The organism is Klebsiella sp. K4 (assembly GCF_014596785.2).
Lineage (GTDB): Bacteria > Pseudomonadota > Gammaproteobacteria > Enterobacterales > Enterobacteriaceae > Klebsiella > Klebsiella pneumoniae.
Genome location: NZ_CP115021.1, coordinates 195,551 through 220,816, shown reverse-complemented (window position 1 = coordinate 220,816; position 25,266 = coordinate 195,551). Strand labels below are relative to the sequence as shown.

The following is a 25,266-nucleotide window of genomic DNA, read 5'->3' as shown; positions in this document are numbered from 1 at the left end:
GAGAATCTGAAAACTATCGGGCCTTATTTTTTCCACCGGCACCAGTTGTTGTTCTCATTGATCCCGCCATCCGGCGAGGTATAGCCGAGGCAGCCCATAATGGTGTCGTACAGCTCGACGTGACGGCGCGGCACCTTCATCGCAGCCTGCTGCTGCAGATGGGCAAACGCGGCGGCGTGATCGGGATTTTCCAGGTACTTATCCGACATCCACACCATCATCGGCACGCGGAACTGCTCCGGCGGCGCCATCTTGCGCGGCGTACCGTGCAGGTGTTCACGCTCGTTAATCGACTCCCCGTGGTCGGCGGCATAGAACACAATCGCTTTCTTATCCCGCAGCTGGTCGAGGACGCTGACGATAAAGTGATCGACATAGGTCACGCTATTGTCGTAGGAATTGATCAGTTCCGCTTTCGAGCACTTGTTGTCGACGCCGACGCACTCCGGTTTCCACTGGGCGAAGCTGCGCGGGTAGCGTTGGGTGTAGTTAAAGTGGGAGCCTTTGGTGTGGAGAATGATCAGATGCTTACCGGAGGCGTTGCCCTGCGCCATACCGCGCTTCATCTCATCCACCAGCAGCATATCGTCAACGCTCTTACCGCGGTTGCGCGGCTCGGCGCCAATCTGCTCGCGGTAGGCGATATTGTTGGCCATCGTGTTGCTGTAGAACCACATCTCGCTCTGCATGGCGTACAGATTGCCGCTGAAGCCCAGCTGATGCAGCACGGCAAAGACATTCTGCTCTTTGAGCGTCCGCTGTGGGTTATCTTCCGCCCCGCCCTCGCGCACAAACATGCAGCGTAACGACAGTTTGGTAGCGGTATCGCACGAGTAACCGCGGAAGGCGACGAGATTCTTCTCTTTCTCCAGCTCTGGCGTGGTATTGCGGCTATAGCCGAGGATGCCCATATGGTCCCAGCGGGTCGTTTCGCCAATGATAAACACCACGTAGGTATCATCCAGACCTTCCGGCGCGACGTAGGTGAACTTCTTCGCCGGGTTAATCAGCGATTTGTTATCTGAGGATTCATCCACCTGCGCCCAGGCGTACAGACCCAGCGCCGACAACCAGTTCGACGGCAGGTAAGAGTTGGCGATCACCCCGCCATAGCTCGGCATATCCACTTCCGAATGGCGCTCCACATCATGCTGGCGCAGCTCTAGCAGGCGGATGGGTCCCCAGACAATCAGTCCGGCCAGCACCACGATCAGCACGTTTTTAACCCGCTGGCCCGGGGTGCGTAGCTGGCGCAGCAGCGTATGGCGGCAGCGGTTGCTCCAGATGAACAGCAACGGCGGCGCGCTCACCGCCACCAGCCAGAGGATCAGGTGCCAGCCGATGACCTCTTTCGACAGGTCGATATCGGTGGTCATCACCGAAGCGATAATCCCGTAGCCAATCACCACATTGAGGAACGTCATGTAGTAACTCGCCGCGGCGGAAAACAGGACAATCAGCGTCGCCAGAATGCGCCAGATACGGCGGCCGAACAGCGACAGAAGACGTAACAGGAAGAAGGTGACAAATACCGTGGCAACCAGTTCAACAACACCGGAAAGCCCTTTCCAGAAAGTGAACTCTTGAGCATAACCATCGAAACGCCGGAAAAAAACGGCGACGTTCATAAACCAGCCGATGTACAGCGCCAGCCAAAAACTAAGCTTCTGCTGCGTCATCGTTCTAATATATTTCATGCAAGCAAACCTGGAAAAAGAAGAATAAAACACCGCCTGACGCTGTGGCACGAGTCAGTAGGCTAATAGGGTGCGTTAGGGTTGGTTATCAGAAACCTCTACAAACCGCGATAAGTAGACCACAGGGAACGAGAAAAGTATCAGGAGGGAATGTGATCCAGCCAAACATTTACAAAACATTTGGCTGGATTGGCACTATTTGCTTAGGGAAATAACCAGGGGCACGTTTCACGCTGCAGGTTTCAGGCGTGCGCCTCGTTATATACCGTACTTTTCGGCTGACGAATGGTGGTGGATAACGCCAGCGAGAGGATCAGCAGGGCGAAGATCACGCAGAAGGTCACGTAGAAACCGCCGAACAGCGAAGCGATGAGAGAGCCGCAGATGCTGCCGATACCGAAGCCCAGATAAATCACGCCATAGTTTTTCGCCAGATTGTTCAGACCAAAGAACTCACTCACCAGCGACGGGAAGACGGTAATGGTGCCGCCGAAGTTAAAGGCGACGCAGGCGATGGCGGCGAAGAAGGTCAAGGCATTCAGCGGGGCGAACAGCAGCGCGGCCATCCCCACCAGCGACACGACCTGACCGATGGTAATCACGCGAATGCGGGAGATTTTATCAGACAGGATACCTAACACCAGGCGACCACTGAGGTTCGCAATCGAGAAAACCGTTACCGCGTTGGCCGCCGTGGCGACATCCAGGTGGACCATTCCCTGGGCAATATCTTTCGCTACGCCAATTACGTACAGACCGCTCATGCAGGCCGTCAGGAACATCACTGCCAGCATCCAGTACTGCGGTTTACGCATCGATTCGGCGAGGGTGAAGTCGTTTTCCACGACGCCGTTGGCCGCGGTGGCTGCCGGGTGATTTGGCGCATCTTTCATCAGGGTCGCGCCAAAGACGATCATCACCAGCACGATAGCGCCCCAGATAACGAAGGTTTTTTCCAGGCCAACGGTGGCCAGCAGGTGGGAATCAATGAATTTGAACCCCAGGCTGCCGAGACCATAGGAGCCAATGGAGAAGGCGGAGATCAACCCTTTACGCTCCGGGAACCATTTCACGCAGTTCGACAGGGTCAGCAGGTAACCGGCGCCGTCCGCCAGCCCCACCAGCACGCCCGCGCTCAGCCACAGCATCATCAGGCTGCTGGAGTGCGCGGTCAGGAAGAAGCCCAGGCCGAGCAGGATCCCGGAGGCCATGGTGACGCGCTTCACGCCAAAGCGCTCCTGCAGCTTGCCGGCGACCGACGAAGAGAGCGCCAGCCCGAGGCTCAGCAGACCAAAGGAAAAAGCCACCTGACTGACCGGCTCGCCCAGTTTGTCAGACAGCGAACTGTTAAACAGGCTCCAGGTATAAACCGAACCGAGAGCGAATTGGGTGATGATGGTGCCGATCAGTGTCAGCCAGCGGGTCGATTGACGGTTTGCAGCGTTCATAGCAGTTGTCCTGATAAATTAACTGCCGCCACAATAGCGAAGGCCCCTCATCCAGTGGGGGAAAAAGGCATGAACTGCCATCAGCGGGGAATGAAATGCATTAATGTTGGAATGAATGGCATTGCATAACATTCATTCCGTAAATTACAGGCAAAAAGTTAGTGTGCGCTATCTCACAGAAATGCGCCATTGCTGAGATTTAACAATAACCACATCGTTTCAAATGCGTAACAATTCCCGATTAAAAATTGGCGCTGACCCCCATCAAATAGAGCGTATTTTCCCCTGACGGCAGGTTATCCGCCTGCGACAGCGTTGCCCATGCCGCCACGTGGGATCCCAACCGCATATCAGCGCCCAGGGTGACATCGCTCCAGCCTCCCTCCCTGGCACGGGTCATCGGCGCCCAGACATCGCTGGCGAGCGACTGGTTATAGCTCACCTGCGCCCAGGGATGCACGCCCCACAGCGCCTGATAATCCATGCGCCAGCCGAGCGTGTTAACGTAGCCCGCCTCGCCTGCGCTTCTCACCGTCGGCGCGGTGACGTCGCTGCGCAGGCTGGCCACCGGCCCGGAGGTTACGCCGTTTGCCAGCGGATAATTCCAGCCAATGCTCAGGCCGCGGCCGCTGTCCGGCGGCGCCAGCCCCTGGTTTAACGCCAGCCCGCCGGGCGTCTCAGAGGACTTCATGCGCTCGGCGAGAATATCTTCATAACGTGGTTGGTGATCGCTATCCCATGTATAGCGTTCCGACGTATTACTTTTTGTATCGATAGCGATATATTCCTGTTGCCAGGCATTCGCTCCAGAGACACATGACACCCAGACGGATACGCTCGCCGGGATCAAGAACCCCCGGAGGCCATTGCATTTCTTTATTATCATTAATGCGACTCCAGAAAAGAGCCGAATCGGCAATATTGCTGTGTTTTTAGTGGGGATACGATTTCCCTGTATTAACTATTATCTTTATCTTTCAGCCGTCAAGGCAGGCGTCCACTTTTTTAGCGCAGAGGGAGAAACAGCTATGCAGCGTTGCGGATGGGTGAGTCAGGATCCGTTATACATCGAGTATCACGATACCGAATGGGGTGTGGCGCAAAAAGAGGGTCGCCAGCTGTTTGAAATGATCTGCCTTGAGGGCCAGCAGGCCGGTTTATCGTGGATCACGGTGTTAAAAAAACGGCAGAACTACCGCCAGGCTTTTCACCAGTTCGATCCGGTGCGCGTGGCGGCGATGGGTGATGACGATATCGAGCGACTCCTGCAGGATACCGGCATCATTCGCCATCGGGGAAAAATCCAGGCCATTATCGGCAACGCCCGCGCCTATCTGGCGATGGAAGAAAATGGCGAGTCGTTCACTGATTTTGTCTGGTCCTTCGTCGACAATGCGCCACAGGTGACCCGCGCTGCGACGCTGGCGGAAATTCCCGCCACGACGCCGGCCTCCGATGCGCTATCGAAGGCATTGAAAAAACGCGGCTTTAAGTTTGTCGGCTCGACAATCTGTTATTCCTTTATGCAGGCCTGTGGGCTGGTCAACGACCATGTCATCGGCTGCTTCTGTCACCCTGGAGGTCAGGATGATCCGCAAGTGGGACACTGAAGATACCGCGCCGCTGCTGGCGCTGTGGCTGGACAGCACGATTCATGCCCATCCTTTTATCAGCGAAAGCTACTGGCGCGACAGCGTCGCGGTAGTACGGGATGTCTATCTTCCCGCCGCCAGCACCTGGGTCTGGGAGCAGGATGGCGAGTTAAAAGGCTTTGTCAGCGTGCTGGACTCCCGTTTCGTCGGCGCGCTGTTTGTCGCGCCGGGCGCCACCCGCCAGGGCATTGGCCGGGCGCTGCTGGATGAAGTCAAACAGCACTACGCCTGGCTGAGCCTTGAGGTTTATCAGAAGAACGAATCGGCGGTGAGTTTCTACCATGCGCAGGGCTTCCGGATTGAAGACTGCGCATGGCAGGACGATACTCAGCACCCGACGTGGATTATGCGTTGGCCGGCGGATCAAATGCCGTAAGCGGCAGCGCCGGGCCGGTATATTTCTCCAGCCACGCCAGGGCGGTGTTCCCGGCACAGCCGTTGCCCAGCCGGGATGTCGGTATATCTTTGGTTAAGACGTTCACCGCCCCGTTTTTGCAGATGCCGACCTGCGGATCCAGGTCGGGCCACGCTCCTTCATGCAGGCAAATCACCCCCGGGCGGATCCCCTCCGTCACCACGGCGCCGGCCAGCACCTGACCGCGGGCGTTCCATACCCGCACCAAATCGCCATCGACAATCCCGCGCGCCTGCGCATCCTGCGGATGAATAGTCACCGGTTCGCGCCCGGCGACGGCATAGCGCTCGCGCAGCGCGGTGTGGTTCAGTTGACTGTGCAGACGGTGGGCCGGATGGGCCGACAGCAGCTGCAGCTGCCCCGCCTCTGCGTTGCCATGCCACTCGTCGGGCTCCAGCCACATCGGATGCGGCGGACAGTCGGCGTAACCAAAAGCGGCGATGGTCGGCGAGTGGATCTCTATTTTACCGCTCGCCGTTTTCAGCGGGTTGGCCTGGGGATCGGCGCGGAAGGCGGCGAAACGCGCAAAACGGGCATTCTCCGGCTCCTCCGGCATCTCAATCAGCTGGTTAGCCTGCCAGAATTCGGCAAATGGCGGCAGCGTCACCTGCTGCTGGGCGCCGCGCCGGGCGGCCATCTGATAGAAAGTCTCCAGCCACTGCAAATCACTCTTCCCTTCGGTGAAGCGTTCGCGGCCACCCGCCTCCCAGCGTTCGCTGAGGTCGGCAAAGACCGCGAAATCGTCGCGCGCTTCATCTCCCGGGGCAACCACCTGCTTCATCGGCACCAGATGCTGGTTACTGTAGTCCCCGGTCATGGTCAGATCGTTGCGCTCAAACGAGGTGGTCGCCGGCAGGACGATATCGGCATGGCGCGCGGCGGCGGTCCAGAAGCATTCGGAAATGACGATAAGTTCCGGTTTCTGCCACGCCTGAATCAGTCGGTTGGTGTCCTGATGATGAGTAAAGTTGGCGCCGCCGGCCCACCAGATAAAGCGAATATCGGGAAAGCGCCGCGCCATGCCGTTGTGCTGATACTCCGCCCCCGGATTCTCCAGCGCCTCGACAATTCGTGCGACCGGGATCTTCTCCACCGCGTCCACGCCTCCGGCCACGCTCCCCTGCATCGAGCCCAGCACCGCCGCGCGGCGGGTCGGGTTGCCGCCGTTGGCAAAATGATAGGAAAGACCAAACCCGCCACCGGGGGTGCCGATCTGTCCCAGCATGGCGGCCAGAGTGACCAGCATCCAGTGTTTCTGCTCGCCATACTGCTGACGCTGCATGCCCCAGCCGGCCATCAGCATAGTGGTATTTTCGTGGAAAAGTTGCGCAAGTTCGCGGATTTTATCTGCTTTAACGCCGCAGATCGCTGCTGCCCACTCAGCGGTTTTCGCTACGCCGTCGCTTTCGCCGGTCAGATAGCGGGCAAAAATATCGTAGCCGCTGGTGCAGCGGGTAAGAAACGCATCATCCTGCCAGTCATTTTCCACCAGCGTATGGGCGATCCCCAGCATCAGCGCGACGTCGGTGCCCATATGCGGCGCGATCCACTCCATCGAATCGCCAAAGAAATCGACGGTTTCCGATCGCATCGGATCGATGCAGATCAGCCGCTTACCGCTCTGGCGCAGCCGATCAAACCACGGGATCCCTTGCTCGTCGGAGGCATTCCAGGCAATTTTCAGCGTGTTCAGCGGGTTGGCGCTCCACAGCACCACCACTTCGCTGTGCTCGAGCACCAGCGGCCAACTGGTCTGCTGCTGATACACCTCATTGCCGCCAACGACGTAAGGCATGATCGCCTGCGCCGCGCCGGTGGAGTAATCGCCAAGATGGCCGGTATAGCCGCCCGCCAGGCTCATATAGCGCTGCAGCAGCGTCGCCGCCTTATGCAATACGCCGTTAGAGCGCCAGCCGTAGGAGCCGGCAAAAATGGAGGCCGGACCGTAGCTGTCGCGGATCCGCCGATGCTGGACATCGATCAGATCCAGCGCCTGCTCCCAGCTCACCCGCACGAATTCATCCTGACCGCGGACCCCCTGGGGCTTGTCCGGTGAAGCAAGGAAGCCTTTACGCACCATTGGATAGCGCACGCGGGTTTTGCTGTGCACCTGATCGCGCACTGCCGTTTGCAGCGAGTTGGCAAACGGTGTCGCCAGCGCGCCGCGGGAAGAGAGGACGTTTTCCCCGTCCGTTTCCACCAGCATCGGTCCCCAGTGGGCGGCGGTTAAGATGGTTTTGGTTGCAGATGAGGTTGGCAAGGGCGGCTCCTGGTCAGCGAATGCAGGTGTCATGACGGCGTGATGGGCAACCGTTCAATGTTATTTACAAAAAGAGATGGTATCCGGGGAATTTTCTCCGTAATCGCGCGTCATAATCAACCGTCACGTTCGCTGTGACAAAGAATAAAAAGGATTAAGGACATTAAATGAAAAAACGCGTACTTATGATTGCGGCGCTGGTCAGCGGCACTCTGGCCATTTCTGGCTGCACCACCAACCCCTATACCGGTGAACGTGAAGCAGGCAAATCCGGTATTGGCGCAGGTATTGGCTCCTTAGTGGGCGCTGGCGTCGGCGCGCTCTCCTCTTCCAAACATGACCGCGGCAAAGGCGCGCTGATTGGCGCAGCGGCCGGCGCGGCGCTCGGCGGCGGCATTGGTTACTACATGGACGTGCAGGAAGCGAAGCTGCGCGACAAAATGCAGGGAACCGGGGTCAGCGTGACGCGAAATGGCGACAATATCGTGCTGAACATGCCGAATAACGTCACCTTCGACAGCAATAGCGCCAACCTGAAGCCGGCCGGCGCCAACACCCTGACCGGCGTGGCCATGGTGCTGAAAGAGTATGAGAAAACCGCCGTTAACGTGGTCGGCTATACCGACAGCACCGGCAGCAAGGATCTGAATATGCGTCTGTCGCAACAGCGTGCGGACAGCGTCGCCAGCGCGCTCATCACCCAGGGCGTGGCGGCCAATCGCATTCGCACCACCGGCATGGGCCCGGCGAACCCTATCGCCAGCAACAGCACAGCGGAAGGCAAAGCGCAGAACCGTCGCGTGGAAATTACCCTCAGCCCGCTGCAGTAAGCGCAACCTCATGTCGCCCGGCAGCCGCTCTGCCGGGCAAAATGCTTGATATCGCTATTTTTCGCGCTAAGGTGTTGGCAGATTTTCAGCAAAGGAAGCCACCATGGCGAAAGCGGCGCGTGCAACTATCAGCGATGTGGCGAAAGCCGCAAAGACCGGCAAAACCAGCATTTCACGTTATCTTAACGGCGAGAAGCATCTGCTTTCCGACGACCTGTTATCACGTATTGAAAAAGCCATTGCCGAACTCGACTACCGCCCCAGCCTGATGGCCCGCGGCCTCAAGCACGGCCGAACCCGCCTCATCGGCCTGATCATCGCCGATATCACCAATCCCTACTCGGTCAACGTCATGAGCGGCATTGAAGCAGCCTGCCGGGAAAAGGGCTTCACCCTGCTGGTGTGTAATACCAATAACGAGCTCGATCAGGAGCTGCACTACCTGGACCTGCTGCGCAGCTACCAGGTGGAGGGTATTGTCGTCAACGCGGTCGGCATGCGGGAGGATGGTCTGAACCGCCTGCAGCAGTCGGCCCTGCCGATGGTGCTGATCGACCGTAAAATCCCCGACTTCGCCTGCGATGTGGTCGGGCTTGATAACGCCCAGGCCGCCACCACCGCCACCGAACATCTGGTGGAAAAAGGATTCGAGGCCATCCTGTTTCTCAGCGAACCGCTGGGCTCGGTGAATACCCGTCGCGAGCGCCTGAGCGCCTTTCGCGCCACGCTTGCCCGCCACCACGGAGTGGTGGCCGAAAACGCCGAGGTGCAGCTTAACGACGGCGCGATGCTGGACAACGTCCTGCGTCAGTTCCATGCCCGCCACCGCGGGATGCGCAAAGCGGTCATCTCCGCCAACGGCGCGCTGACGCTGCAGGTAGCCCGCGCCCTGAAGCGCGTCGGCCTGATCTGGGGGAGCGATATCGGCCTGCTGGGCTTCGACGAACTGGAGTGGGCGGAGCTGGCCGGCGTCGGTATTACCACCCTCAAACAGCCGACGTGGCAGATCGGCTACGCGGCGGTCGAACAGGTTATTCGGCGCATTGCCGGCACTAACGACCCCATCCGCGAACGGGTATTTTCCGGCGAGCTTATCGTCCGCGGATCAACCTCCCGTTAACGATCCTTCGTGATGCCGATCATAAATTAAACATCTCGCCCTTTCTTATGGAACCGATACCATCTAGCGTATTAAGGAGATTAAGCAACAAACGCCGGGAGTAAGAGCGCGATGGCCAGAAAAATTATTGTCGTTACCGCTGCGTATGGTAATGACCATGTTAAATCCTTAGGCGGGCAGGCCGCCGTCCTGCCGTTTATCGCCAACGCCGGCGCGGACGGCGTCGAAATCCGCCGCGAGCTGTGCAGCGCGGAAGAACTCAACGCTCTGCCCTCGCTGGCGGCCACTATTGAGCGCCACGGCCTGCTGGCCTGCTACTCCGCGCCGCAGGCGCTGTTCACCGACAACGGCGAGCTTAACCCGGATCTCCCGACGCTGCTCGCGGAAGCGCAAACCCTGAACGCTCTGTGGCTGAAGCTCTCCCTTGGCCATTTCCTCCACAATCAGCAGTTGGATGAGCTGCGCGATATCCTCAGCGACAGCGGCATGGCGTTGGTGGTAGAGAATGACCAGACCGACTGCGGCCAGCTGGCGCCGATGCAGCGCTTCAAAGCCGCCTGCCGGGTCCATCAGTTGCCGATCACCTTAACGTTTGATATGGGCAACTGGCTGTGGGTTGGCGATTCGCCGGAAGAGGCGGCACGTCATCTTGCGCCGGCAGTCAGCTATATTCATGTTAAAGCGGCGGAGCCTCATCATGAGAAATTCCGCGCTGTACCGCCGGATCAGGCCGCCGAACGCTGGCTGGCCCTGCTCGATAATCTTCCCGCCGACGCGCCGCGTGGAATCGAGTTTCCGCTGACTGGCCATGACCTGACGGCCGTGACCCGCCGCTACGTCAACCTGTTACGCGAGGATTAAGTCGTGGAAAATTTAGATGTCATCACCATCGGCGAAGCTATGGCCATGTTTGTCGCCACCGAAACCGGGGATCTGGCCGAGGTGGAGCATTTCATGAAACGTGTCGCCGGCGCCGAGCTGAACGTCGCCACCGGCCTGGCGCGCCTGGGCCTGAAAGTCGGCTGGGTGAGCCGCGTCGGCAACGACAGCTTTGGCCGCTTCGTACTGCAATCGCTGGCGAAAGAGGGGATCGATAGCCACGCTGTGGCCATCGACAACCGCTTCGCTACCGGTTTCCAGATGAAATCGAAAGTCGAAAATGGAACCGATCCCATTGTGGAGTATTTCCGCAAAGGATCCGCAGCCAGCCATCTTTCGCCGGACGATTTTCGCGCCGACTACTTCACCAGCGCCCGCCATCTGCACCTGAGCGGCGTCGCGGCGGCCCTTTCTGAGAGCTCTTACGCGTTGCTGGAGCATGCGGCGAAGGTAATGAAAGCCGAAGGAAAAACCCTCTCTTTCGACCCCAATCTGCGCCCGGTGCTGTGGAAAAGCGAAGCCGAGATGGTGGAGAAACTCAACCGTCTCGCCTTCCAGGCTGACTGGGTTTTGCCAGGCTTAAAAGAGGGCGTGATTCTTACCGGCCAGCAGACCCCGGAAGGGATTGCCGATTTCTATCTCTCCCGCGGCGTCAAGGCGGTAGTCATTAAAACCGGCTGCGACGGCGCCTGGTTCAAGAGCGCCAGCGGCGAACAGGGAACGGTCGATGCCATTAAAGTTGATAACGTCGTCGATACCGTCGGCGCCGGCGACGGCTTTGCCGTCGGGGTGATTAGCGCCCTGCTGGAAGGCAAAACCCTGCTTCAGGCGGTGAACCGCGGCAATAAAATCGGTTCGCTGGCGATTCAGGTCCAGGGCGACAGCGAGGGGCTGCCCACTCGCGACGCGCTGGGCGAGTAACTTTTCTACGCAACGATAACAGCCGTCCTGTACCCTACCTGCAGCGCGGCACAGCAGCGTCCGTTTCGACGGACGTATGTCTCCTCATTGACAGAGGCAAGCCTATGAATAGCTCAACAAATGCAACGAAACGCTGGTGGTACATCATGCCTATCGTGTTTATCACGTATAGCCTGGCGTACCTCGACCGCGCCAACTTCAGCTTCGCCTCCGCGGCAGGCATTACCGAAGACCTGGGCATCACCAAGGGGATCTCCTCCCTGCTGGGGGCGCTGTTCTTCCTCGGCTACTTCTTCTTCCAGATCCCCGGCGCTATCTATGCGGAGCGCCGCAGCGTTCGCAAACTGATCTTTATCTGCCTGATCCTGTGGGGCGGTTGCGCCTCCCTGACCGGTATTGTGCATAATATCCCGGCGCTGGCGGCGATCCGCTTTATCCTCGGCGTCGTCGAAGCCGCGGTGATGCCGGCGATGCTTATCTATATCAGCAACTGGTTCACCAAATCAGAGCGCTCTCGCGCCAACACCTTCCTGATCCTCGGTAACCCGGTGACGGTCCTGTGGATGTCGGTAGTCTCCGGCTACCTGATTCAGGCCTTCGGCTGGCGGGAAATGTTCATCATCGAAGGGGTGCCGGCGGTGATCTGGGCCTTCTGCTGGTGGGTGCTGGTGAAAGATAAGCCGTCGCAGGTGTCCTGGCTGGCGGAGAGTGAAAAAGCGGCGCTGCAGGAGCAACTGGATCGTGAACAGCAAGGCATCAAAGCGGTGCGTAACTATGGCGAAGCCTTCCGCTCCCGCAACGTGATCCTGCTCTGCGCGCAGTATTTTGCCTGGAGTATCGGCGTATACGGCTTTGTACTGTGGCTGCCGTCGATTATCCGCAGCGGCGGTGAAAATATGGGGATGGTGGAAGTGGGCTGGCTCTCTTCTGTCCCGTACCTGGCGGCCACCATCGCCATGATCGTCGTCTCCTGGGCCTCGGATAAACTGCAAAACCGTAAGCTGTTCGTCTGGCCGCTGCTGCTGATTGGCGGACTGGCCTTCATCGGTTCCTGGGCGGTCGGCGCCAACCACTTCTGGGTCTCCTACACCCTGCTGGTGGTAGCCGGGGCGGCAATGTATGCGCCATACGGCCCCTTCTTCGCCATTATTCCGGAAATGCTGCCGCGCAACGTCGCCGGGGGCGCCATGGCGCTGATCAACAGCATGGGCGCGCTGGGCTCCTTCTGCGGCTCGTGGTTTGTCGGCTACCTGAACGGCGCCACCGGCAGCCCCGCAGCGTCCTATATTTTTATGGGGGTAGCGCTTTTCGCCTCAGTATGGCTGACTTTGATTGTTAAGCCTGCTAATAATCAAAACCTTCCACTTGGCGCTCATCACGCCTGAACGACTCATACTACGGAGATTCGCATGAAGCCGTCTGTCATTCTCTATAAAACGCTTCCCGACGACCTGCTACAGCGTCTGGAGGAGCACTTTTCCGTCACTCAGGTGAAAAACCTGCGGCCGGAGACCGTTTCGCAGCACGCTGAGGCCTTCGTCCAGGCTGAAGGCCTGCTGGGCTCCAGCGAAAAGGTTGACGCCGCGCTGCTGGAGAAGATGCCGAAGCTGCGTGCGACCTCCACCGTTTCCGTTGGCTATGACAACTTCGACGTCGAGGCGCTGAACGCCCGCCGGGTGCTGCTGATGCATACACCGACCGTGCTGACCGAGACCGTCGCCGATACGGTCATGGCGCTGGTGCTGAGTACCGCGCGCCGGGTGGTGGAAGTGGCGGAGCGCGTCAAAGCGGGTGAATGGACGAAGAGCATTGGTCCGGACTGGTTCGGCACGGATGTTCACCATAAAACCTTAGGCATCGTCGGCATGGGCCGCATCGGTATGGCGCTGGCGCAGCGCGCCCACTTCGGGTTCGGCATGCCGATCCTGTATAACGCGCGTCGCCAGCATCCGCAGGCGGAAGAACGCTTCAATGCCCGCTATTGCGATCTCGATACCCTGCTGCAGGAGGCTGACTTTGTCTGCCTGATCCTGCCCCTGAGCGAAGAGACTCACCATCTGTTCGGTCAGGCGCAGTTTGCCAAAATGAAATCTTCCGCCATCTTCATTAACGCCGGGCGTGGCCCGGTAGTGGACGAGCAGGCGCTGATCGCCGCTCTGCAGAACGGTGAGATCCACGCTGCCGGTCTCGATGTGTTCGAACACGAACCGCTGGCCAAGGACTCACCGCTGCTGAGCCTGCCGAACGTCGTCGCGCTGCCGCATATCGGCTCCGCCACCCATGAGACGCGCTACAATATGGCGGCCTGTGCGGTGGACAACCTGATCGACGCCCTGAACGGCAACGTAGAGAAAAACTGCGTCAATCCGCAGGTAAAATAAGCCATAAAAAAACCCGGGTAACGGCGGCAACCGCCCTCCCCGGGTTCTTTTTGCATCCTGTCCATCATCCTGCCCGTTCGCCACAGCCAACGTCAGCCAGATGAAGCATTAACGGGTGGCGTTCACCGCCGCCGTCCATGCCTGATTAAACGCCTGATGCTGCGCCGCCAGCGGCCCAATCAGCGCATTGTACTGGCTGGCCTGCTGGGAGGTCGGGAACTGAATGCCGTTGGCCACAAAGCTCACCTGCGTCCCCTGCTGAGCGACAAAATCCCCAACCTGAACCAGCTGCTGGGTAAAGATCTGCGCGGCCGGGATCAGCGGCTGCAGCGCGTCGGCTGGCGCCGTCACCACCTTGGCGTAAACCTGATCGAAGACCGGCTTGAGATCGTCAGCCTGCTTCAGCGCGCCATGCGCGGCATCGGCCTGCATTTTCGCATTCTGCAGCTGCTGGCTGAGCACGCCCAGCGCGCCGTTCGCCTGACGCAGCGGCTCACGCTGGGTCATATAATCCTGCGGGACGCGGATCGCATTGACGCTGTCCACCACCGGGCGCAGACCAGCGTCCATCGCCTGGCTCACCTGCTGCGAGTAACCGTAGATCACCGCGTAGTCAGAGACAAAAGGCCCAAACTGTTTTTTCTGATCGGCGGTCAGCGTCGGCAGACGTTCACCGCTACGCATCGCCGTATTCTGCAGGAAGTCGATAAACGCTTTGCGCTGATCGCCCTCTTTATCAAAACACCCACTCAGGCTAACCACCATCAATAAGGCCGCCATAGCCGCAAACCAGCGAGAGCAGGACTTTCCTGTCGCCATTTTTTTACTCCTTTCAGCCAAAAAAAGCGCACAACGGCACACACGTGCCAGACGCTGACAAGGATAGTCCAGCTCGGCCTCGCAGGATACCCTTTCCTGCTAATCTTACGCGGGAAAAACACCATTTTGCACGCCATCGTCGCGCTGTAGAACGTCTGTTATGCGCATCACAAATATGGTCTTAAGATCAGGTGGGTCAGAACTTCATAAGTCATTGATATTAATATAAATAAAAAGCAACAACCCGGCACTGCGCCTTAAAGCGGACGATAATCGCACGCTTTGGCACGCGTCTGGATTGCCTGCCTCGCACTTCAATGATTTGATGAATGAGCGATTAACGGCGACATGTTCGATTATCGCACAAATCAAACTCAACGACGCGAAGGCGACGATAATAATAAACCTCTGTCCCTCGCTCAGTCTGCCAGGAAAGCCGTATGACTAAGACAACCATCGACATTCAGGCCTTTATCAACGAGCACCCCTTCACCCGCTATCAGTGGATGATCCTTGCGCTCTGCTTTATCACCGTCGCGATGGACGGGTTCGATACCGCAATTATCGGGTTCATCGCCTCCGACCTGGTGCAAGAGTGGGGCGTGGAAAAATCGGCCCTCGGCCCGGTGATGAGCGCCGCGCTGGTGGGCCTGGCGGTCGGCGCCTTAACCGCAGGGCCGCTGGCTGACCGCATCGGCCGCAAAAAAGTGCTGATCATGTCGATCGTGGTGTTCGGCGGATTCAGCCTGCTCACCGCCTTCGCCACCAGCCTTAATCAGCTGACGCTGCTGCGCTTCCTGACCGGTCTGGGCCTTGGCGCGGCGATGCCGAATGCCGCGACGCTAATGAGTGAATATGCGCCGGAGCGCCGTCGGGCGCTGCTGGTGAACCTGATGTTTGTCGGCTTTCCGATGGGATCTTCGCTGGGCGGCTTTTTATCCGCCTGGATGATCCCGCACTATGGCTGGCAGAGCGTGCTGGTGCTGGGCGGCGTGATGCCCCTCCTGCTGGCGGTGGCATTAATATTCCTGCTGCCAGAGTCCGTCCGCTATCTGGTAGTGAAGCAGCACCCGGCGCAGCGCATTGCTGCTATTCTGCGCCATATCGCGCCGCTGCCGAAGACAGTGGAATTTGTACTACGCGAAGCAGGCCAGGTGAAAGAGAAATCCGCGATCGGCGTCATTTTCTCTCCTCGCTACGCGGTGGGTACCGTGATGCTGTGCCTGACCTACTTTATGGGTCTGCTGATTTTCTATCTGCTGACCAGCTGGCTGCCGCTGCTCATCCGTGAAACCGGCGCCTCGATGAGTCAGGCCTCAATTATCACCGCCCTGTTCCCGCTCGGCGGCGGGATTGGCGTGCTGATCCTCGGCGCCCTGATGGACAAGATCAACCCCAATAAAGTGGTGGCCGTCGGCTGGCTGCTGACCGGCGTTTTTGTCTGCCTGGTGGGGTTCTCCACCAGCAGCCTGGCGCTAATGGGAGTGATGGTCTTTATCGCCGGCAGCATTATGAACGGCGCGCAGTCGTCGATGCCGGCGCTGGCGGCTGGCTTCTATCCGACGCAGGGGCGCGCCACCGGCGTCGCCTGGATGCTGGGTATCGGCCGCTTCGGCGGCATCCTCGGCGCGTTCAGCGGCGCCTTCCTGATGCAGGCTCAGCTCTCCTTTGAGACCATTTTCACCCTGCTGGCCATCCCGGCGTTCCTGTCAGCCATTGCGCTGCTGATCAAGTACCGGGTCAGTAAATCCGTGCCGGCGACGACAGATGAGGCGAGAAGCCTGCAGAAAGCCTAACCCTATAAGCCGGCGCCCCGCGCCGGCTTTGCCGCTTTTTTCTTATCCGTTTACAAAAATTTTCGAAGCCACCTCATCGCGTTAATAATCATTCTTTTAGGCTACGCTGCCGTTTGGCTGTCGGGGCAGATTCGATAGCCTGTTGGCAAATAATCACCGACGTTACCATCCCTTGCGCCATTTTCTGACTATTCTTAATGAGCTATAGAAAAATCTTTTCCGCTGTGTGATAAAAGGAGTTCTCAATGGAATATAAAGATCCCGTGTTTGAACTGCTGAGCAGCCTGGAACACATCGTTTTTAAGGATGATAATCAGAAACTTACCTCAAACCGTAAGTCCACTGTGTTTAGTGAATTTGAGCAACTGCGTAAAGGCACTGGACTTAAGATTGACGACTTTGCCAACGTCATGGGCGTGAGCGTCGCCATGGTAAGAGAGTGGGAGTCGAGACGGGTCAGACCGTCTCCCACCGAGCTGAAATTGATGCGCCTGATTCAGGCCAATCCACAGCTTTCACGACAATTACTCGATTAATCTCGCGCGCAGCGGCAAAGGCCAGTAAGGGAGCTTTTGCCGCTGCACCGTAAAAAAAAGTTTGCTATCAGGTGCTGAACGTGCGTTAATGCTCGCAGGTTTGATGTACAGACCACAGAGCAGTCGAATAGAGCAGTCCTTCTAAGGTTATCCAAAGATACCCCCGTAGTGAACTTTCCCTTTATCGCTTTAAATCTGTAGTCCAGACCCCTACGCCGCAAGGCTCACTTATTTTTTTAAAGGTAATTCACTATGTCCGGTAAAATGACTGGTATCGTAAAATGGTTCAACGCTGACAAAGGCTTCGGCTTCATCACTCCTGACGATGGCTCTAAAGACGTGTTCGTACACTTCTCTGCTATCCAGAACGATGGCTACAAATCCCTGGACGAAGGTCAGAAAGTATCCTTCACCATCGAAAGCGGCGCTAAAGGCCCGGCAGCTGGCAACGTAACTTCTCTGTAAGTTCAAGCCGCTAAGAATCGAGAATCCCTGCCTGATGGCGGGGATTTTTTTTATCTGTCGCCAGTAGCCGCCAGCATAAGATGGCGGCTACTAGGCATTCAGAGCAGGGAAAAGTGCCAGCCCGTCTCCCGCCACGCCAGACTATGGGTCAGCTTCAGACCTTGTAAAAACGCTTCATCATGCGACACCACCAGCATCGCGCCGGGAAACGCCGCCAGCGCGCTTTCAATAGCCTGCGTCGATGCTAAATCGAGATGGTTGGTCGGCTCATCCAACAAAAGCAGTTGGGCAGGCTCGCGTCGCCAGAGCACGCACGCCAGCGCCGCTTTCAGGCGCTCGCCGCCGCTGAGCGCCGACAGCGGCAGAGTGACCTTATCCGCGCCCAGCTGGAGCTGCGCCAGGCGGGTGCGCAGGAGGCCCTCATCCAGCGGGGTATCTTCCAGGCTCAGGTGCGCCATTACCGACAGGGATAAATCCAGCTGCGTCAGATGTTGATCGAGGTAAGCGGCGCTCACCGAAAGCCGAACATCGCCTGACGCGGCCTGCTCCAGCCCCAACAGCGTTTTCAGCAAAGTGGTTTTGCCACAGCCGTTTGGCCCCTTTAGCGCGATGCGCATCGGGCCATCGATACGCCAGTTCAGCGGCGCAGCCGGCGCATGGTCGAGCTGTAATGACTCCACCACCAGCACCTGCTTGCCGGCGGCCACTTCGCTACCCGGCAGGGTGAACATCACCGGATTGTCGTCTTCTATCCGCTCCCGCGCCTGCTGCACGGCGGCATTCAGACTGCTGTTCTGTTCACGATGCTGACGGCGCAGCGCTCCCGGGCGCTCTTTTGCCGCGCCTTTGTACTTCACGCGTTCGAAGGAGGCGATATTTAGCGTATCAACGGTACGCAGCGTCTGAGCCGAGCGCCGCTGGGCGGCGTCATGCTCCTTTTGCATTCGCGCGCGGGTGCGCCGTCGGTCGGTCACGGCATGCTCCAGCGCCGCGCGCGCGGCCTGCTGCTCCGCCATACGCTGGCGCTGATATTCATCATAGTTGCCGCCGTAGCTGCGCAGCGCCGTCGGCGTCAGCTCAATAATCCTCGGCATCCGCGTCAGCAGCTCGCGGTCGTGGCTGGCGATCAGAGCCCCGCCCTGCCAGCTTTCCAGTTGGTGATAGAGCCACTCCCGCCCCTGGCGGTCCAGATGGTTGGTAGGCTCATCCAGCAGCAGATAATCGGCGCCCGAGACGAAGGCGCCGCACAGCAGAGCCTTCATCCGCTCGCCGCCGCTGAGTGAAAACGCGGGGCGATCGGCAGAGAACGGCGGGAGATCGGCTTCACGGAACGCTAAACTCAGGCGATCGGTGAGATCCCAGTGACCATCTAACAGATCGAAATCGTCGGCCAGCCCTTGGCCCTGTTCAAGGCGAGACAAGGCGGCAAAAACCGACGCATAGCCCAGCAGCGTAGCGAGGGTGGTCTCCGGCGTGAGCGTCGGCTGCTGCGCTACCCAGGCAACGGCGGCGGCGCGCTCAATATGGCCGCCGGCAGGAGAATCAAGGCCCGCCAGCAGACGCAGCAGACGCGTCTTGCCGACGCCGTTCCGGCCGACCAGGCCGCAAAGGGACGGTTCCAGCGAGACGCTGAGTGGACCAAACAGGGTCTGCCCCGTCGCAAACTGACAGGTGACCTGATGTAAAACAAAAGCGGGGATGTGGGCGCAATGAGCCATAAGCACTCCTGAATGAAATCAATACTCCCCTACCCGCAACGTCTGCGAGGTAAGGCGTGAAATTCATCAGTCGTGTTTGTTCATTTGTGGGGCGCGCTCCGGTGAGACGAGGGATTCGTCGGGACATAGGATAGCCACACTCCGGTATGCGTTGCAAGCCTGTTTTATTCAACGATCTTGTAAAAATAAAAAGGCCTCCTGATATCAGGAGGCAAATGATTTATTTGGTGAACAATGAAAGGGTGCATTGAGAATGCCTGACACCGCAAGCATGGTGGGGATAGATCCCCACCAGATGCTCTTACTGTTTAATATCACAGGCTAAGAATGCCACCAGCTCAATATTTCCCTGCCTGCGCTGTAATTCACATAGCGAATCACGAACCATCCAGGTCAATAATAAAATAGTGAAGCAAATCACTACTAAGCCAAACAACAGATACTTTTGCGGCATTCCTCACCTCCAGTGTTGATTTTCAACAAGTAAGAGGCTACTCTTATGGTGTTCATGCATAGAGGAGCCTCACTTTGATTACTATCAGGTGGGGCTTTTCTCTGTCTGTCTCCCGCTGAATACCTGAGACCCACAGTCTCAAGCACCCGCCGCCATTCTAGCGTAAATACCTCTCGGAATTATGTTTATATATTCCTAAAACATTTCTCATCGATGAATGCAAATAATGAAGATATCAATGGCAGAATTATTAACGGTTCACCTATTTATATTTCACGTATAAAAAAACCTGCCCTGAGGCAGGTCTTTATTATTACCGATACGCTTACTGCAGCAGAGAAATATCCGCCACTTGCAGGAACAGTTCACGCAGTTTGGACAGCAGCGTCAGACGGTTGATGCGAACATCTTTGTCTTCAGCGTTAACCATCACGTTCTCGAAGAACTCATCCACCGGCTCGCGCAGCGCGGCCAGCTCGATCAGCGCATCCTGATAACGGCCTGCGGCGAAATACGGCTGCAGCTTATCGCGCAGCACCACCAGATTACCCGCCAGCTTAATTTCCGCCGCTTCTTTCAGCACCGAAGCGTGAACGATGTCGTTCAGCGTCTCATCGGATTTCGCGAGGATGTTAGAGACACGTTTGTTTGCCGCCGCCAACGCGGAGGACTCTTCCAGAGTACGGAAGTGCGATACCGCCTTCATACGCGCATCGAAATCCGCCGGGCGGGTTGGACGACGCGCCAGTACCGCCTGGATCGTGTCGACGCCGTAGCCTTCGTCCTGATACCAGGCACGGAAGCGGCCCAGCATAAAGTCGATCACATCATCAACCACGTTGGCGTTGGTCAGCTTCTCACCGTACAGACGAACCGCTTCTTCGGTCAGCGTCTGCAGATCGAGATCCAGGTTCTTCTCAACGATGATACGCAGCACGCCCAGCGCGGCGCGACGCAGCGCAAACGGGTCTTTATCGCCTTTCGGATGCTGACCGATACCAAAGATACCCGCCAGGGTGTCCATCTTATCGGCAATCGCTACCGCGCAGGCCACCGGATTAGATGGCAGCGCGTCGCCAGCAAATCGCGGCTGATACTGCTCGTTCAGCGCCACGGCCACGTCTTCCGCTTCGCCGTCATGGCGCGCGTAGTGCATCCCCATCACGCCCTGGGTGTCGGTGAACTCGAAGACCATGTTGGTCATCAGGTCGCACTTGGACAGCAGGCCCGCGCGGGTTGCGTGGTTCACGTCAGCGCCAATCTGTTCGGCAATCCAGCCCGCCAGCGCCTGGATGCGATCGGTCTTGTCGCGCAGGGTGCCCAGCTGCTGCTGGAACAGCACGGTTTCCAGACGCGGCAGGTTATCTTCCAGACGTTTTTTACGGTCGGTATTGAAGAAGAACTCGGCATCGGCCAGACGCGGACGGACCACCTTCTCGTTACCGGAGATGATCTGCTGCGGATCTTTGGACTCGATGTTGGCCACGAAGATAAAGTTCGGCAGCAGTTTGCCGGCGTTGTCGTAGACCGGGAAGTACTTCTGGTCGCCCTTCATGGTGTAAACCAGCGCTTCAGACGGCACCGCGAGGAATTTTTCTTCGAACTTCGCCGTCAGCACCACCGGCCATTCCACCAGCGAGGTGACCTCTTCCAGCAGGCTTTCGCTCAGATCGGCTTGACCGCCAATCTTACGCGCCGCCTCTTGCGCATCAGCTTTGATTTTGGCTTTACGCTGTTCGTAATCGGCGATGACTTTACCGCGCTCCAGCAGGATCTGCGGGTACTGGTCGGCATGGTCGATGGTGAACTCCGGCTCGCCCATAAAGCGATGGCCGCGAATCACGCGATCGGACGGAATACCGAGGATAGTGGCCGGGATCACTTTGTCACCCAGCAGCAAAGTCACCGTGTGTACCGGACGCACGAAGTGGACGTCAGACGCGCCCCAGCGCATCAGTTTCGGGATCGGTAGCTTCGCCAGCGAGCTGGCAATCATGTTCGGCAGCAGCGCTTCGGTGCTTTCACCCTTCACATGGGCGCGATACAGCAACCACTCGCCTTTGTCCGTGGTCAGACGTTCGGCCTGATCGACGGTGATACCGCAGCCGCGCGCCCAGCCTTCGGCCGCTTTGCTTGGCTTGCCTTCGGCATCGAACGCCTGGGCAATAGCCGGGCCGCGTTTTTCCACTTCGCGATCGGCTTGCGCCGCCGCCAGGTTGGCCACCTTCAGCGCCAGACGACGCGGGGCGGCAAACCATTCCACTTTACCGTGCGCAAGGCCAGCGTTATCCAGCTCCGCGGTCACATTCGCAGCAAAAGATTCCGCCAGGCTGCGCAGCGCTTTTGGTGGCAGCTCTTCAGTGCCGATTTCCACCAGAAAAGTATTCTCAGACATGGCCGCCTCTTATTTATTCTTGTTGCACATCGGGAAGCCGAGCGCTTCACGGGAAGCGTAGTACGCTTCCGCCACTGCTTTAGTCAGGGTGCGAATGCGCAGGATATAGCGCTGACGCTCGGTGACGGAGATGGCTTTACGCGCATCCAGCAGGTTGAAGCTGTGAGCCGCTTTCAGAATACGCTCGTAGGCCGGCAGCGGCAGCGGGGTCTCCAGCGCCAGCAGCTGCTGGGCCTCTTTCTCATACTGTTCGAAGCAGGTGAACAGGAAGTCGACGTCGGCATATTCGAAGTTATAGGTGGACTGCTCCACTTCGTTCTGGTGGAACACGTCGCCGTAGGTGGTTTTCCCCAGCGGGCCATCGCTCCAGACCAGGTCATAGACGCTGTCCACACCCTGGATGTACATCGCCAGACGCTCCAGACCGTAGGTGATCTCGCCGGTCACCGGCTTACACTCGAGGCCGCCGACCTGCTGGAAGTAGGTGAACTGCGTCACTTCCATGCCGTTGAGCCACACTTCCCAGCCCAGACCCCAGGCGCCCAGCGTCGGGTTTTCCCAGTTGTCTTCGACAAAGCGAATGTCGTGGATAGTCGGGTCCATACCCAGCTCTTTCAGCGACCCGAGGTACAGCTCCTGGATGTTGTCCGGAGAGGGTTTAATCACCACCTGGAACTGATAGTAGTGCTGTAAACGGTTCGGGTTTTCGCCATAGCGGCCATCGGTTGGACGACGGGAAGGCTGTACGTAGGCGGTCGCCATCGGCTCCGGTCCTAACGCGCGCAGGCAGGTCATCGGGTGAGAGGTGCCGGCGCCGACTTCCATGTCCAGTGGTTGAACAATGGTGCAGCCCTGACGAGCCCAGTAATCCTGTAAGGTCAGGATCAGGCCCTGGAAGGTCCTGGTATCAAACTTTTGCATATGATTTCGTGCTGGATACGTGTGGATTTAAAGGAAGGAGTCAGTATACCCGCTGGCTGCGAGATATACAGTACGAAACGGCGTTGTTTCAGGAAAACGGACGAAATTTACGCCAGGCGGGGTCGATTCAGCGCATCGAAAGATGCATAAACTGGCCGTCCGGGTCAAAGGAACAGATGAAACGCTCATTCTTGCCGGTACGGCCAGAAAGCTCATAGCTCGCCTGGAATTGTTCAAAGTGGTTCACGTCAACGAGCTGCGTTTGCGTGTTATAGCGGATAGCCGCCTGATCCTTGCAAAGCTGCGCCATATTGAGCGTGGTTTGCGGCGTAATACGAGCGCGCTGCGCTTTTTGCGTCGGCGGGGAGACGGTCTCGCTGCAGCCCGCGAGGAGCAGCACCAGCATGACGGAAACAACACCTTTCACCACGTTCTCCTCCACCGCCTTGTTAGCAAGTTGTTATCTTAAAGATTCAGTATTACAGGTATTTTGCGAATATCATGAAACTGCGACAAGTCTGTGACCGAAAACTCAGACTAATCTATTGCGACACCGGGAAACCGGGCAGGTCATATCTTATTTCTCCAGCAGACATTGAGGGACTGATGCAAGAAAAGATACACTGGATCACCAACCTGCGCGGCATCGCCTGCATGATGGTGGTGATGATCCACAGCACCAGCTGGTATATCACTCACCCCCATGCGATTACCCTGCTGCAATGGGATATCGCCAATCTGCTCAATTCCGCCTCCCGCGTCAGCGTGCCGCTGTTTTTTATGATCTCGGGCTACCTCTTTTTTGGGGAACGCAGCGCCCAGCCGCGCCATTTCTGGCGGATTGGCCTGTGCATTGCGTTCTATAGCGCGCTATCTCTGCTGTATATCACGCTGTTTACCCATATCAACGTCGAGCTGTCGTTAAAGAATTTGCTGCAGAAGCCTGTCTTCTACCACCTGTGGTTTTTCTTTGCTATCGCCGTCATCTACCTGCTCTCGCCGCTGATTCAGGTTAAGTCCACCAGTAGCACAATGCTGCTGGCGCTGATGGCGATCCTCGGCATTCTGGCCAACCCCAATATGGTCAGCGTTAAAGCCGCCGGGATTGAGTGGCTGCCAGTCAACCTCTATATCAACGGCGACACCTTCTACTACGTGCTCTACGGCGTGCTGGGCAGAGCCATTGGCACCCTGGACACCGATAAAAAATGGCTAACACCGCTCTGCGCCGCGCTGTTCATCGCCGCCGTGTGGGTCATTTCCCGCGGCACGCTGCATGAGCTGCGCTGGCGCGGAGACTTCGGCGACACCTGGTATCTCTACTGCGGACCGGCGGTGTTTGTTTGCGCGGTCACCCTGCTGACGCTGGCCAAAAACTGGCTTAACGCGCGTCCCCTGCCCGGTATCGCCTGCATTGCGCGACATTCGCTGGGGATCTACGGCTTTCATGCCCTGATAGTGCATGCGCTGCGCGCCAGCCATCTGGAGCTATCCCGCTGGCCGCTGCTGGATATTGTGTGGATATTTAGCGCCGCCCTGCTCGGCAGCCTGCTGCTGTCAGGCCTGGTGCAGCGGATTGATAGCCGCCGGCTGGTCAGCTAACGGTCCGCCGCCCGGAGGGGCCCGACTTACGTCTCAGGCCCCTCTTCCGTCACGCTGAGAGGTTCCCGTAAGCGCGTCGGGTCCCAGACATCACGCACGTTTTTCTGTACCGCAACAGCGCCAAACAGGCTCAAAAAATACGCCAGCCCATAGAACCCTTTCTCGCTGAGCAGCAGAGTGGCATTCCACAGTCCGATAACCAGCAGACCTACAGCGATAACGAAGACCACCAGACAGGTGGTGTAGTACAGCGCGGTGGTCGGAATGGCTTCATACTTATCGCGCACCGTCTTTTGATAAGATGCCGCGGCAAACAGCCCCAGTACCAGGACGGCAAAATAATAGCCTTTCTCATTCAACTGCATATCGGCATTCCACAGCCCCACCAGATAGGTGACGATGCCGCCGATCAGGGCAATCCAGGAGATCAAATGAAACGCAGGAGAATACGTCGCGTGCTTGTTTTCCATCACTTTTTACCTTTTACGCGCCTCGGGGCGGCGCTTATTCCGTTTTTTGCATCGCGCGGGCGATGCGGGTCCGTTCGGGGGTTGCCGATGCGCCATATAAGCAGACAAACCATGCCGCGATATAGACGGCTTTTTCATGCCAGTCTGCCGGTACATACCAGGCGCCGACCAGCAGCAGGCCGACCGATAGCAGCAGCACCAGCCGGCATAAGGCAATAAAACCGTCGTCCTGTTCCTGCCACTGACTGGCGCGCTGATGGGCGAGAACAGCAAACATCCCCATCACCAGCACGCCGAGAAAATACCCTTTGCCGCTGAACAGCGGGCAGGTTCGCCAGATACCGAGCAGATAAACCAGCGATCCTGCCGCCATCATCCCCCTGGCAATATTGCGTTTTGTGATCATCTCACCTCCCTGGTCGACAGGGGCTGATTATGACCGACTCCCTCGGCGATGCCTCAGATTACGTACGACAAAGCGGAGATT

The 25,266-nt window shown here is 57.9% G+C and carries 24 protein-coding genes; 12 read left to right on the top strand and 12 right to left on the bottom strand.

From position 1 onward, the window contains the following. Nucleotides 1-23: 23 nt before the first annotated feature. The 3 genes from eptB to IB144_RS01065 form a co-directional block, all read right to left on the bottom strand. Nucleotides 24-1,697: a kdo(2)-lipid A phosphoethanolamine 7''-transferase gene (gene eptB, locus IB144_RS01075; protein WP_004152427.1), complete on the bottom strand. Its 1,674-nt coding sequence runs from the start codon at nucleotides 1,695-1,697 to the stop codon at nucleotides 24-26. Nucleotides 1,698-1,939: 242 nt separating this feature from the next. After that, nucleotides 1,940-3,145, bottom strand: coding sequence for an MFS transporter (locus tag IB144_RS01070; RefSeq protein ID WP_149358898.1), 1,206 nt, complete (start codon nucleotides 3,143-3,145; stop codon nucleotides 1,940-1,942). Nucleotides 3,146-3,386: 241 nt separating this feature from the next. Then, the gene (locus IB144_RS01065; protein ID WP_020316624.1) at nucleotides 3,387-3,968 is read right to left on the bottom strand and encodes a hypothetical protein; all 582 of its coding nucleotides are present in this window, start codon (nucleotides 3,966-3,968) and stop codon (nucleotides 3,387-3,389) included. A gap of 205 nt (nucleotides 3,969-4,173) precedes the next feature. Here IB144_RS01065 and tag point away from each other — a divergent pair, with 205 nt between their 5' ends. Continuing rightward, nucleotides 4,174-4,755 carry a DNA-3-methyladenine glycosylase I gene (gene tag, locus IB144_RS01060; protein ID WP_023284381.1) on the top strand — a complete coding sequence of 194 codons (582 nt, stop codon included), beginning with the start codon at nucleotides 4,174-4,176 and terminating at the stop codon, nucleotides 4,753-4,755. Continuing rightward, complete coding sequence (locus IB144_RS01055; RefSeq protein ID WP_004173935.1) at nucleotides 4,733-5,173, top strand: N-acetyltransferase; 441 nt, start codon at nucleotides 4,733-4,735, stop codon at nucleotides 5,171-5,173. The genes tag and IB144_RS01055 overlap by 23 nt, the downstream gene beginning before the upstream one ends. On the opposite strand, the gene IB144_RS01050 is transcribed toward IB144_RS01055, so the two are convergent. Next, nucleotides 5,142-7,472, bottom strand: a complete 2,331-nt coding sequence (locus IB144_RS01050) for a molybdopterin guanine dinucleotide-containing S/N-oxide reductase (RefSeq protein ID WP_065888714.1) — start codon at nucleotides 7,470-7,472, stop codon at nucleotides 5,142-5,144. The two genes, IB144_RS01055 and IB144_RS01050, sit on opposite strands and share 32 nt — an antisense overlap. Nucleotides 7,473-7,639: 167 nt before the next feature. Here IB144_RS01050 and IB144_RS01045 point away from each other — a divergent pair, with 167 nt between their 5' ends. From IB144_RS01045 to ghrB, 6 genes are all read left to right on the top strand, one after another. Continuing rightward, on the top strand, nucleotides 7,640-8,302 hold the full coding sequence (locus IB144_RS01045) for an OmpA family lipoprotein (protein ID WP_002921917.1): 663 nt from the start codon (nucleotides 7,640-7,642) through the stop codon (nucleotides 8,300-8,302). Between the two features lie 103 nt (nucleotides 8,303-8,405). Continuing rightward, the gene (locus IB144_RS01040; protein ID WP_002921918.1) at nucleotides 8,406-9,422 is read left to right on the top strand and encodes a LacI family DNA-binding transcriptional regulator; all 1,017 of its coding nucleotides are present in this window, start codon (nucleotides 8,406-8,408) and stop codon (nucleotides 9,420-9,422) included. A 111-nt stretch (nucleotides 9,423-9,533) separates the two neighbouring features. Next, nucleotides 9,534-10,283, top strand: a complete 750-nt coding sequence (locus tag IB144_RS01035; protein WP_002921919.1) for a hypothetical protein — start codon at nucleotides 9,534-9,536, stop codon at nucleotides 10,281-10,283. Between the two features lie 3 nt (nucleotides 10,284-10,286). Next, nucleotides 10,287-11,222 carry a sugar kinase gene (locus tag IB144_RS01030; RefSeq protein WP_002921921.1) on the top strand — a complete coding sequence of 312 codons (936 nt, stop codon included), beginning with the start codon at nucleotides 10,287-10,289 and terminating at the stop codon, nucleotides 11,220-11,222. Nucleotides 11,223-11,326: 104 nt separating this feature from the next. Further along, nucleotides 11,327-12,607 carry an MFS transporter gene (locus tag IB144_RS01025; RefSeq protein WP_002921927.1) on the top strand — a complete coding sequence of 427 codons (1,281 nt, stop codon included), beginning with the start codon at nucleotides 11,327-11,329 and terminating at the stop codon, nucleotides 12,605-12,607. 24 nt (nucleotides 12,608-12,631) lie between these two features. Continuing rightward, complete coding sequence (gene ghrB / locus IB144_RS01020) at nucleotides 12,632-13,603, top strand: glyoxylate/hydroxypyruvate reductase GhrB (RefSeq protein ID WP_040215024.1); 972 nt, start codon at nucleotides 12,632-12,634, stop codon at nucleotides 13,601-13,603. A gap of 108 nt (nucleotides 13,604-13,711) precedes the next feature. Here the strand turns inward: ghrB and IB144_RS01015 are convergent, their stop codons facing one another. Then, complete coding sequence (locus IB144_RS01015) at nucleotides 13,712-14,422, bottom strand: DUF3053 domain-containing protein (protein WP_002921929.1); 711 nt, start codon at nucleotides 14,420-14,422, stop codon at nucleotides 13,712-13,714. A 440-nt stretch (nucleotides 14,423-14,862) separates the two neighbouring features. Here IB144_RS01015 and IB144_RS01010 point away from each other — a divergent pair, with 440 nt between their 5' ends. From IB144_RS01010 to cspA, 3 genes are all read left to right on the top strand, one after another. Then, nucleotides 14,863-16,218: an aromatic acid/H+ symport family MFS transporter gene (locus IB144_RS01010; RefSeq protein WP_004181511.1), complete on the top strand. Its 1,356-nt coding sequence runs from the start codon at nucleotides 14,863-14,865 to the stop codon at nucleotides 16,216-16,218. A 245-nt stretch (nucleotides 16,219-16,463) separates the two neighbouring features. Beyond that, nucleotides 16,464-16,754, top strand: a complete 291-nt coding sequence (locus tag IB144_RS01005; protein ID WP_002921931.1) for an HTH-type transcriptional regulator — start codon at nucleotides 16,464-16,466, stop codon at nucleotides 16,752-16,754. A gap of 252 nt (nucleotides 16,755-17,006) precedes the next feature. Then, on the top strand, nucleotides 17,007-17,219 hold the full coding sequence (gene cspA, locus IB144_RS01000) for an RNA chaperone/antiterminator CspA (RefSeq protein ID WP_000014594.1): 213 nt from the start codon (nucleotides 17,007-17,009) through the stop codon (nucleotides 17,217-17,219). A 98-nt stretch (nucleotides 17,220-17,317) separates the two neighbouring features. On the opposite strand, the gene IB144_RS00995 is transcribed toward cspA, so the two are convergent. From IB144_RS00995 to IB144_RS00975, 5 genes are all read right to left on the bottom strand, one after another. Continuing rightward, nucleotides 17,318-18,937, bottom strand: coding sequence for an ATP-binding cassette domain-containing protein (locus tag IB144_RS00995; protein WP_023284385.1), 1,620 nt, complete (start codon nucleotides 18,935-18,937; stop codon nucleotides 17,318-17,320). A gap of 301 nt (nucleotides 18,938-19,238) precedes the next feature. Then, nucleotides 19,239-19,391 carry a type I toxin-antitoxin system toxin HokA gene (gene hokA / locus IB144_RS00990; protein WP_002922102.1) on the bottom strand — a complete coding sequence of 51 codons (153 nt, stop codon included), beginning with the start codon at nucleotides 19,389-19,391 and terminating at the stop codon, nucleotides 19,239-19,241. Nucleotides 19,392-19,716: 325 nt separating this feature from the next. Beyond that, nucleotides 19,717-21,786: a glycine--tRNA ligase subunit beta gene (gene glyS, locus IB144_RS00985; protein WP_002922127.1), complete on the bottom strand. Its 2,070-nt coding sequence runs from the start codon at nucleotides 21,784-21,786 to the stop codon at nucleotides 19,717-19,719. A gap of 9 nt (nucleotides 21,787-21,795) precedes the next feature. Further along, nucleotides 21,796-22,707: a glycine--tRNA ligase subunit alpha gene (glyQ, locus tag IB144_RS00980; RefSeq protein ID WP_002922128.1), complete on the bottom strand. Its 912-nt coding sequence runs from the start codon at nucleotides 22,705-22,707 to the stop codon at nucleotides 21,796-21,798. A 127-nt stretch (nucleotides 22,708-22,834) separates the two neighbouring features. Next, nucleotides 22,835-23,134: a YsaB family lipoprotein gene (locus tag IB144_RS00975; protein ID WP_002922129.1), complete on the bottom strand. Its 300-nt coding sequence runs from the start codon at nucleotides 23,132-23,134 to the stop codon at nucleotides 22,835-22,837. Nucleotides 23,135-23,313: 179 nt separating this feature from the next. Here IB144_RS00975 and IB144_RS00970 point away from each other — a divergent pair, with 179 nt between their 5' ends. Beyond that, on the top strand, nucleotides 23,314-24,309 hold the full coding sequence (locus IB144_RS00970) for an acyltransferase (RefSeq protein WP_004145225.1): 996 nt from the start codon (nucleotides 23,314-23,316) through the stop codon (nucleotides 24,307-24,309). Between the two features lie 26 nt (nucleotides 24,310-24,335). Here IB144_RS00970 and yiaA read toward each other — a convergent pair whose 3' ends face one another. Together yiaA and yiaB are read right to left on the bottom strand one after the other, a co-directional pair. After that, nucleotides 24,336-24,782, bottom strand: coding sequence for an inner membrane protein YiaA (gene yiaA / locus IB144_RS00965; RefSeq protein WP_004188180.1), 447 nt, complete (start codon nucleotides 24,780-24,782; stop codon nucleotides 24,336-24,338). A gap of 31 nt (nucleotides 24,783-24,813) precedes the next feature. Continuing rightward, nucleotides 24,814-25,185 carry an inner membrane protein YiaB gene (gene yiaB, locus IB144_RS00960; protein WP_004181516.1) on the bottom strand — a complete coding sequence of 124 codons (372 nt, stop codon included), beginning with the start codon at nucleotides 25,183-25,185 and terminating at the stop codon, nucleotides 24,814-24,816. Nucleotides 25,186-25,266 lie beyond the last annotated feature (81 nt).

Bases quoted from the DNA above. Each gene is read 5' to 3' on its own strand.
- eptB (WP_004152427.1), bottom strand. From the start codon at position 1,697: ATGAAATATATTAGAACGATGACGCAGCAGAAGCTTAGTTTTTGGCTG.
- IB144_RS01070 (WP_149358898.1), bottom strand. From the start codon at position 3,145: ATGAACGCTGCAAACCGTCAATCGACCCGCTGGCTGACACTGATCGGC.
- tag (WP_023284381.1), top strand. From the start codon at position 4,174: ATGCAGCGTTGCGGATGGGTGAGTCAGGATCCGTTATACATCGAGTAT.
- IB144_RS01055 (WP_004173935.1), top strand. From the start codon at position 4,733: ATGATCCGCAAGTGGGACACTGAAGATACCGCGCCGCTGCTGGCGCTG.
- IB144_RS01045 (WP_002921917.1), top strand. From the start codon at position 7,640: ATGAAAAAACGCGTACTTATGATTGCGGCGCTGGTCAGCGGCACTCTG.
- IB144_RS01040 (WP_002921918.1), top strand. From the start codon at position 8,406: ATGGCGAAAGCGGCGCGTGCAACTATCAGCGATGTGGCGAAAGCCGCA.
- IB144_RS01035 (WP_002921919.1), top strand. From the start codon at position 9,534: ATGGCCAGAAAAATTATTGTCGTTACCGCTGCGTATGGTAATGACCAT.
- IB144_RS01025 (WP_002921927.1), top strand. From the start codon at position 11,327: ATGAATAGCTCAACAAATGCAACGAAACGCTGGTGGTACATCATGCCT.
- ghrB (WP_040215024.1), top strand. From the start codon at position 12,632: ATGAAGCCGTCTGTCATTCTCTATAAAACGCTTCCCGACGACCTGCTA.
- IB144_RS01015 (WP_002921929.1), bottom strand. From the start codon at position 14,422: ATGGCGACAGGAAAGTCCTGCTCTCGCTGGTTTGCGGCTATGGCGGCC.
- IB144_RS01010 (WP_004181511.1), top strand. From the start codon at position 14,863: ATGACTAAGACAACCATCGACATTCAGGCCTTTATCAACGAGCACCCC.
- IB144_RS01005 (WP_002921931.1), top strand. From the start codon at position 16,464: ATGGAATATAAAGATCCCGTGTTTGAACTGCTGAGCAGCCTGGAACAC.
- cspA (WP_000014594.1), top strand. From the start codon at position 17,007: ATGTCCGGTAAAATGACTGGTATCGTAAAATGGTTCAACGCTGACAAA.
- IB144_RS00995 (WP_023284385.1), bottom strand. From the start codon at position 18,937: ATGGCTCATTGCGCCCACATCCCCGCTTTTGTTTTACATCAGGTCACC.
- hokA (WP_002922102.1), bottom strand. From the start codon at position 19,391: ATGCCGCAAAAGTATCTGTTGTTTGGCTTAGTAGTGATTTGCTTCACT.
- glyS (WP_002922127.1), bottom strand. From the start codon at position 21,786: ATGTCTGAGAATACTTTTCTGGTGGAAATCGGCACTGAAGAGCTGCCA.
- glyQ (WP_002922128.1), bottom strand. From the start codon at position 22,707: ATGCAAAAGTTTGATACCAGGACCTTCCAGGGCCTGATCCTGACCTTA.
- IB144_RS00970 (WP_004145225.1), top strand. From the start codon at position 23,314: ATGCAAGAAAAGATACACTGGATCACCAACCTGCGCGGCATCGCCTGC.
- yiaB (WP_004181516.1), bottom strand. From the start codon at position 25,185: ATGATCACAAAACGCAATATTGCCAGGGGGATGATGGCGGCAGGATCG.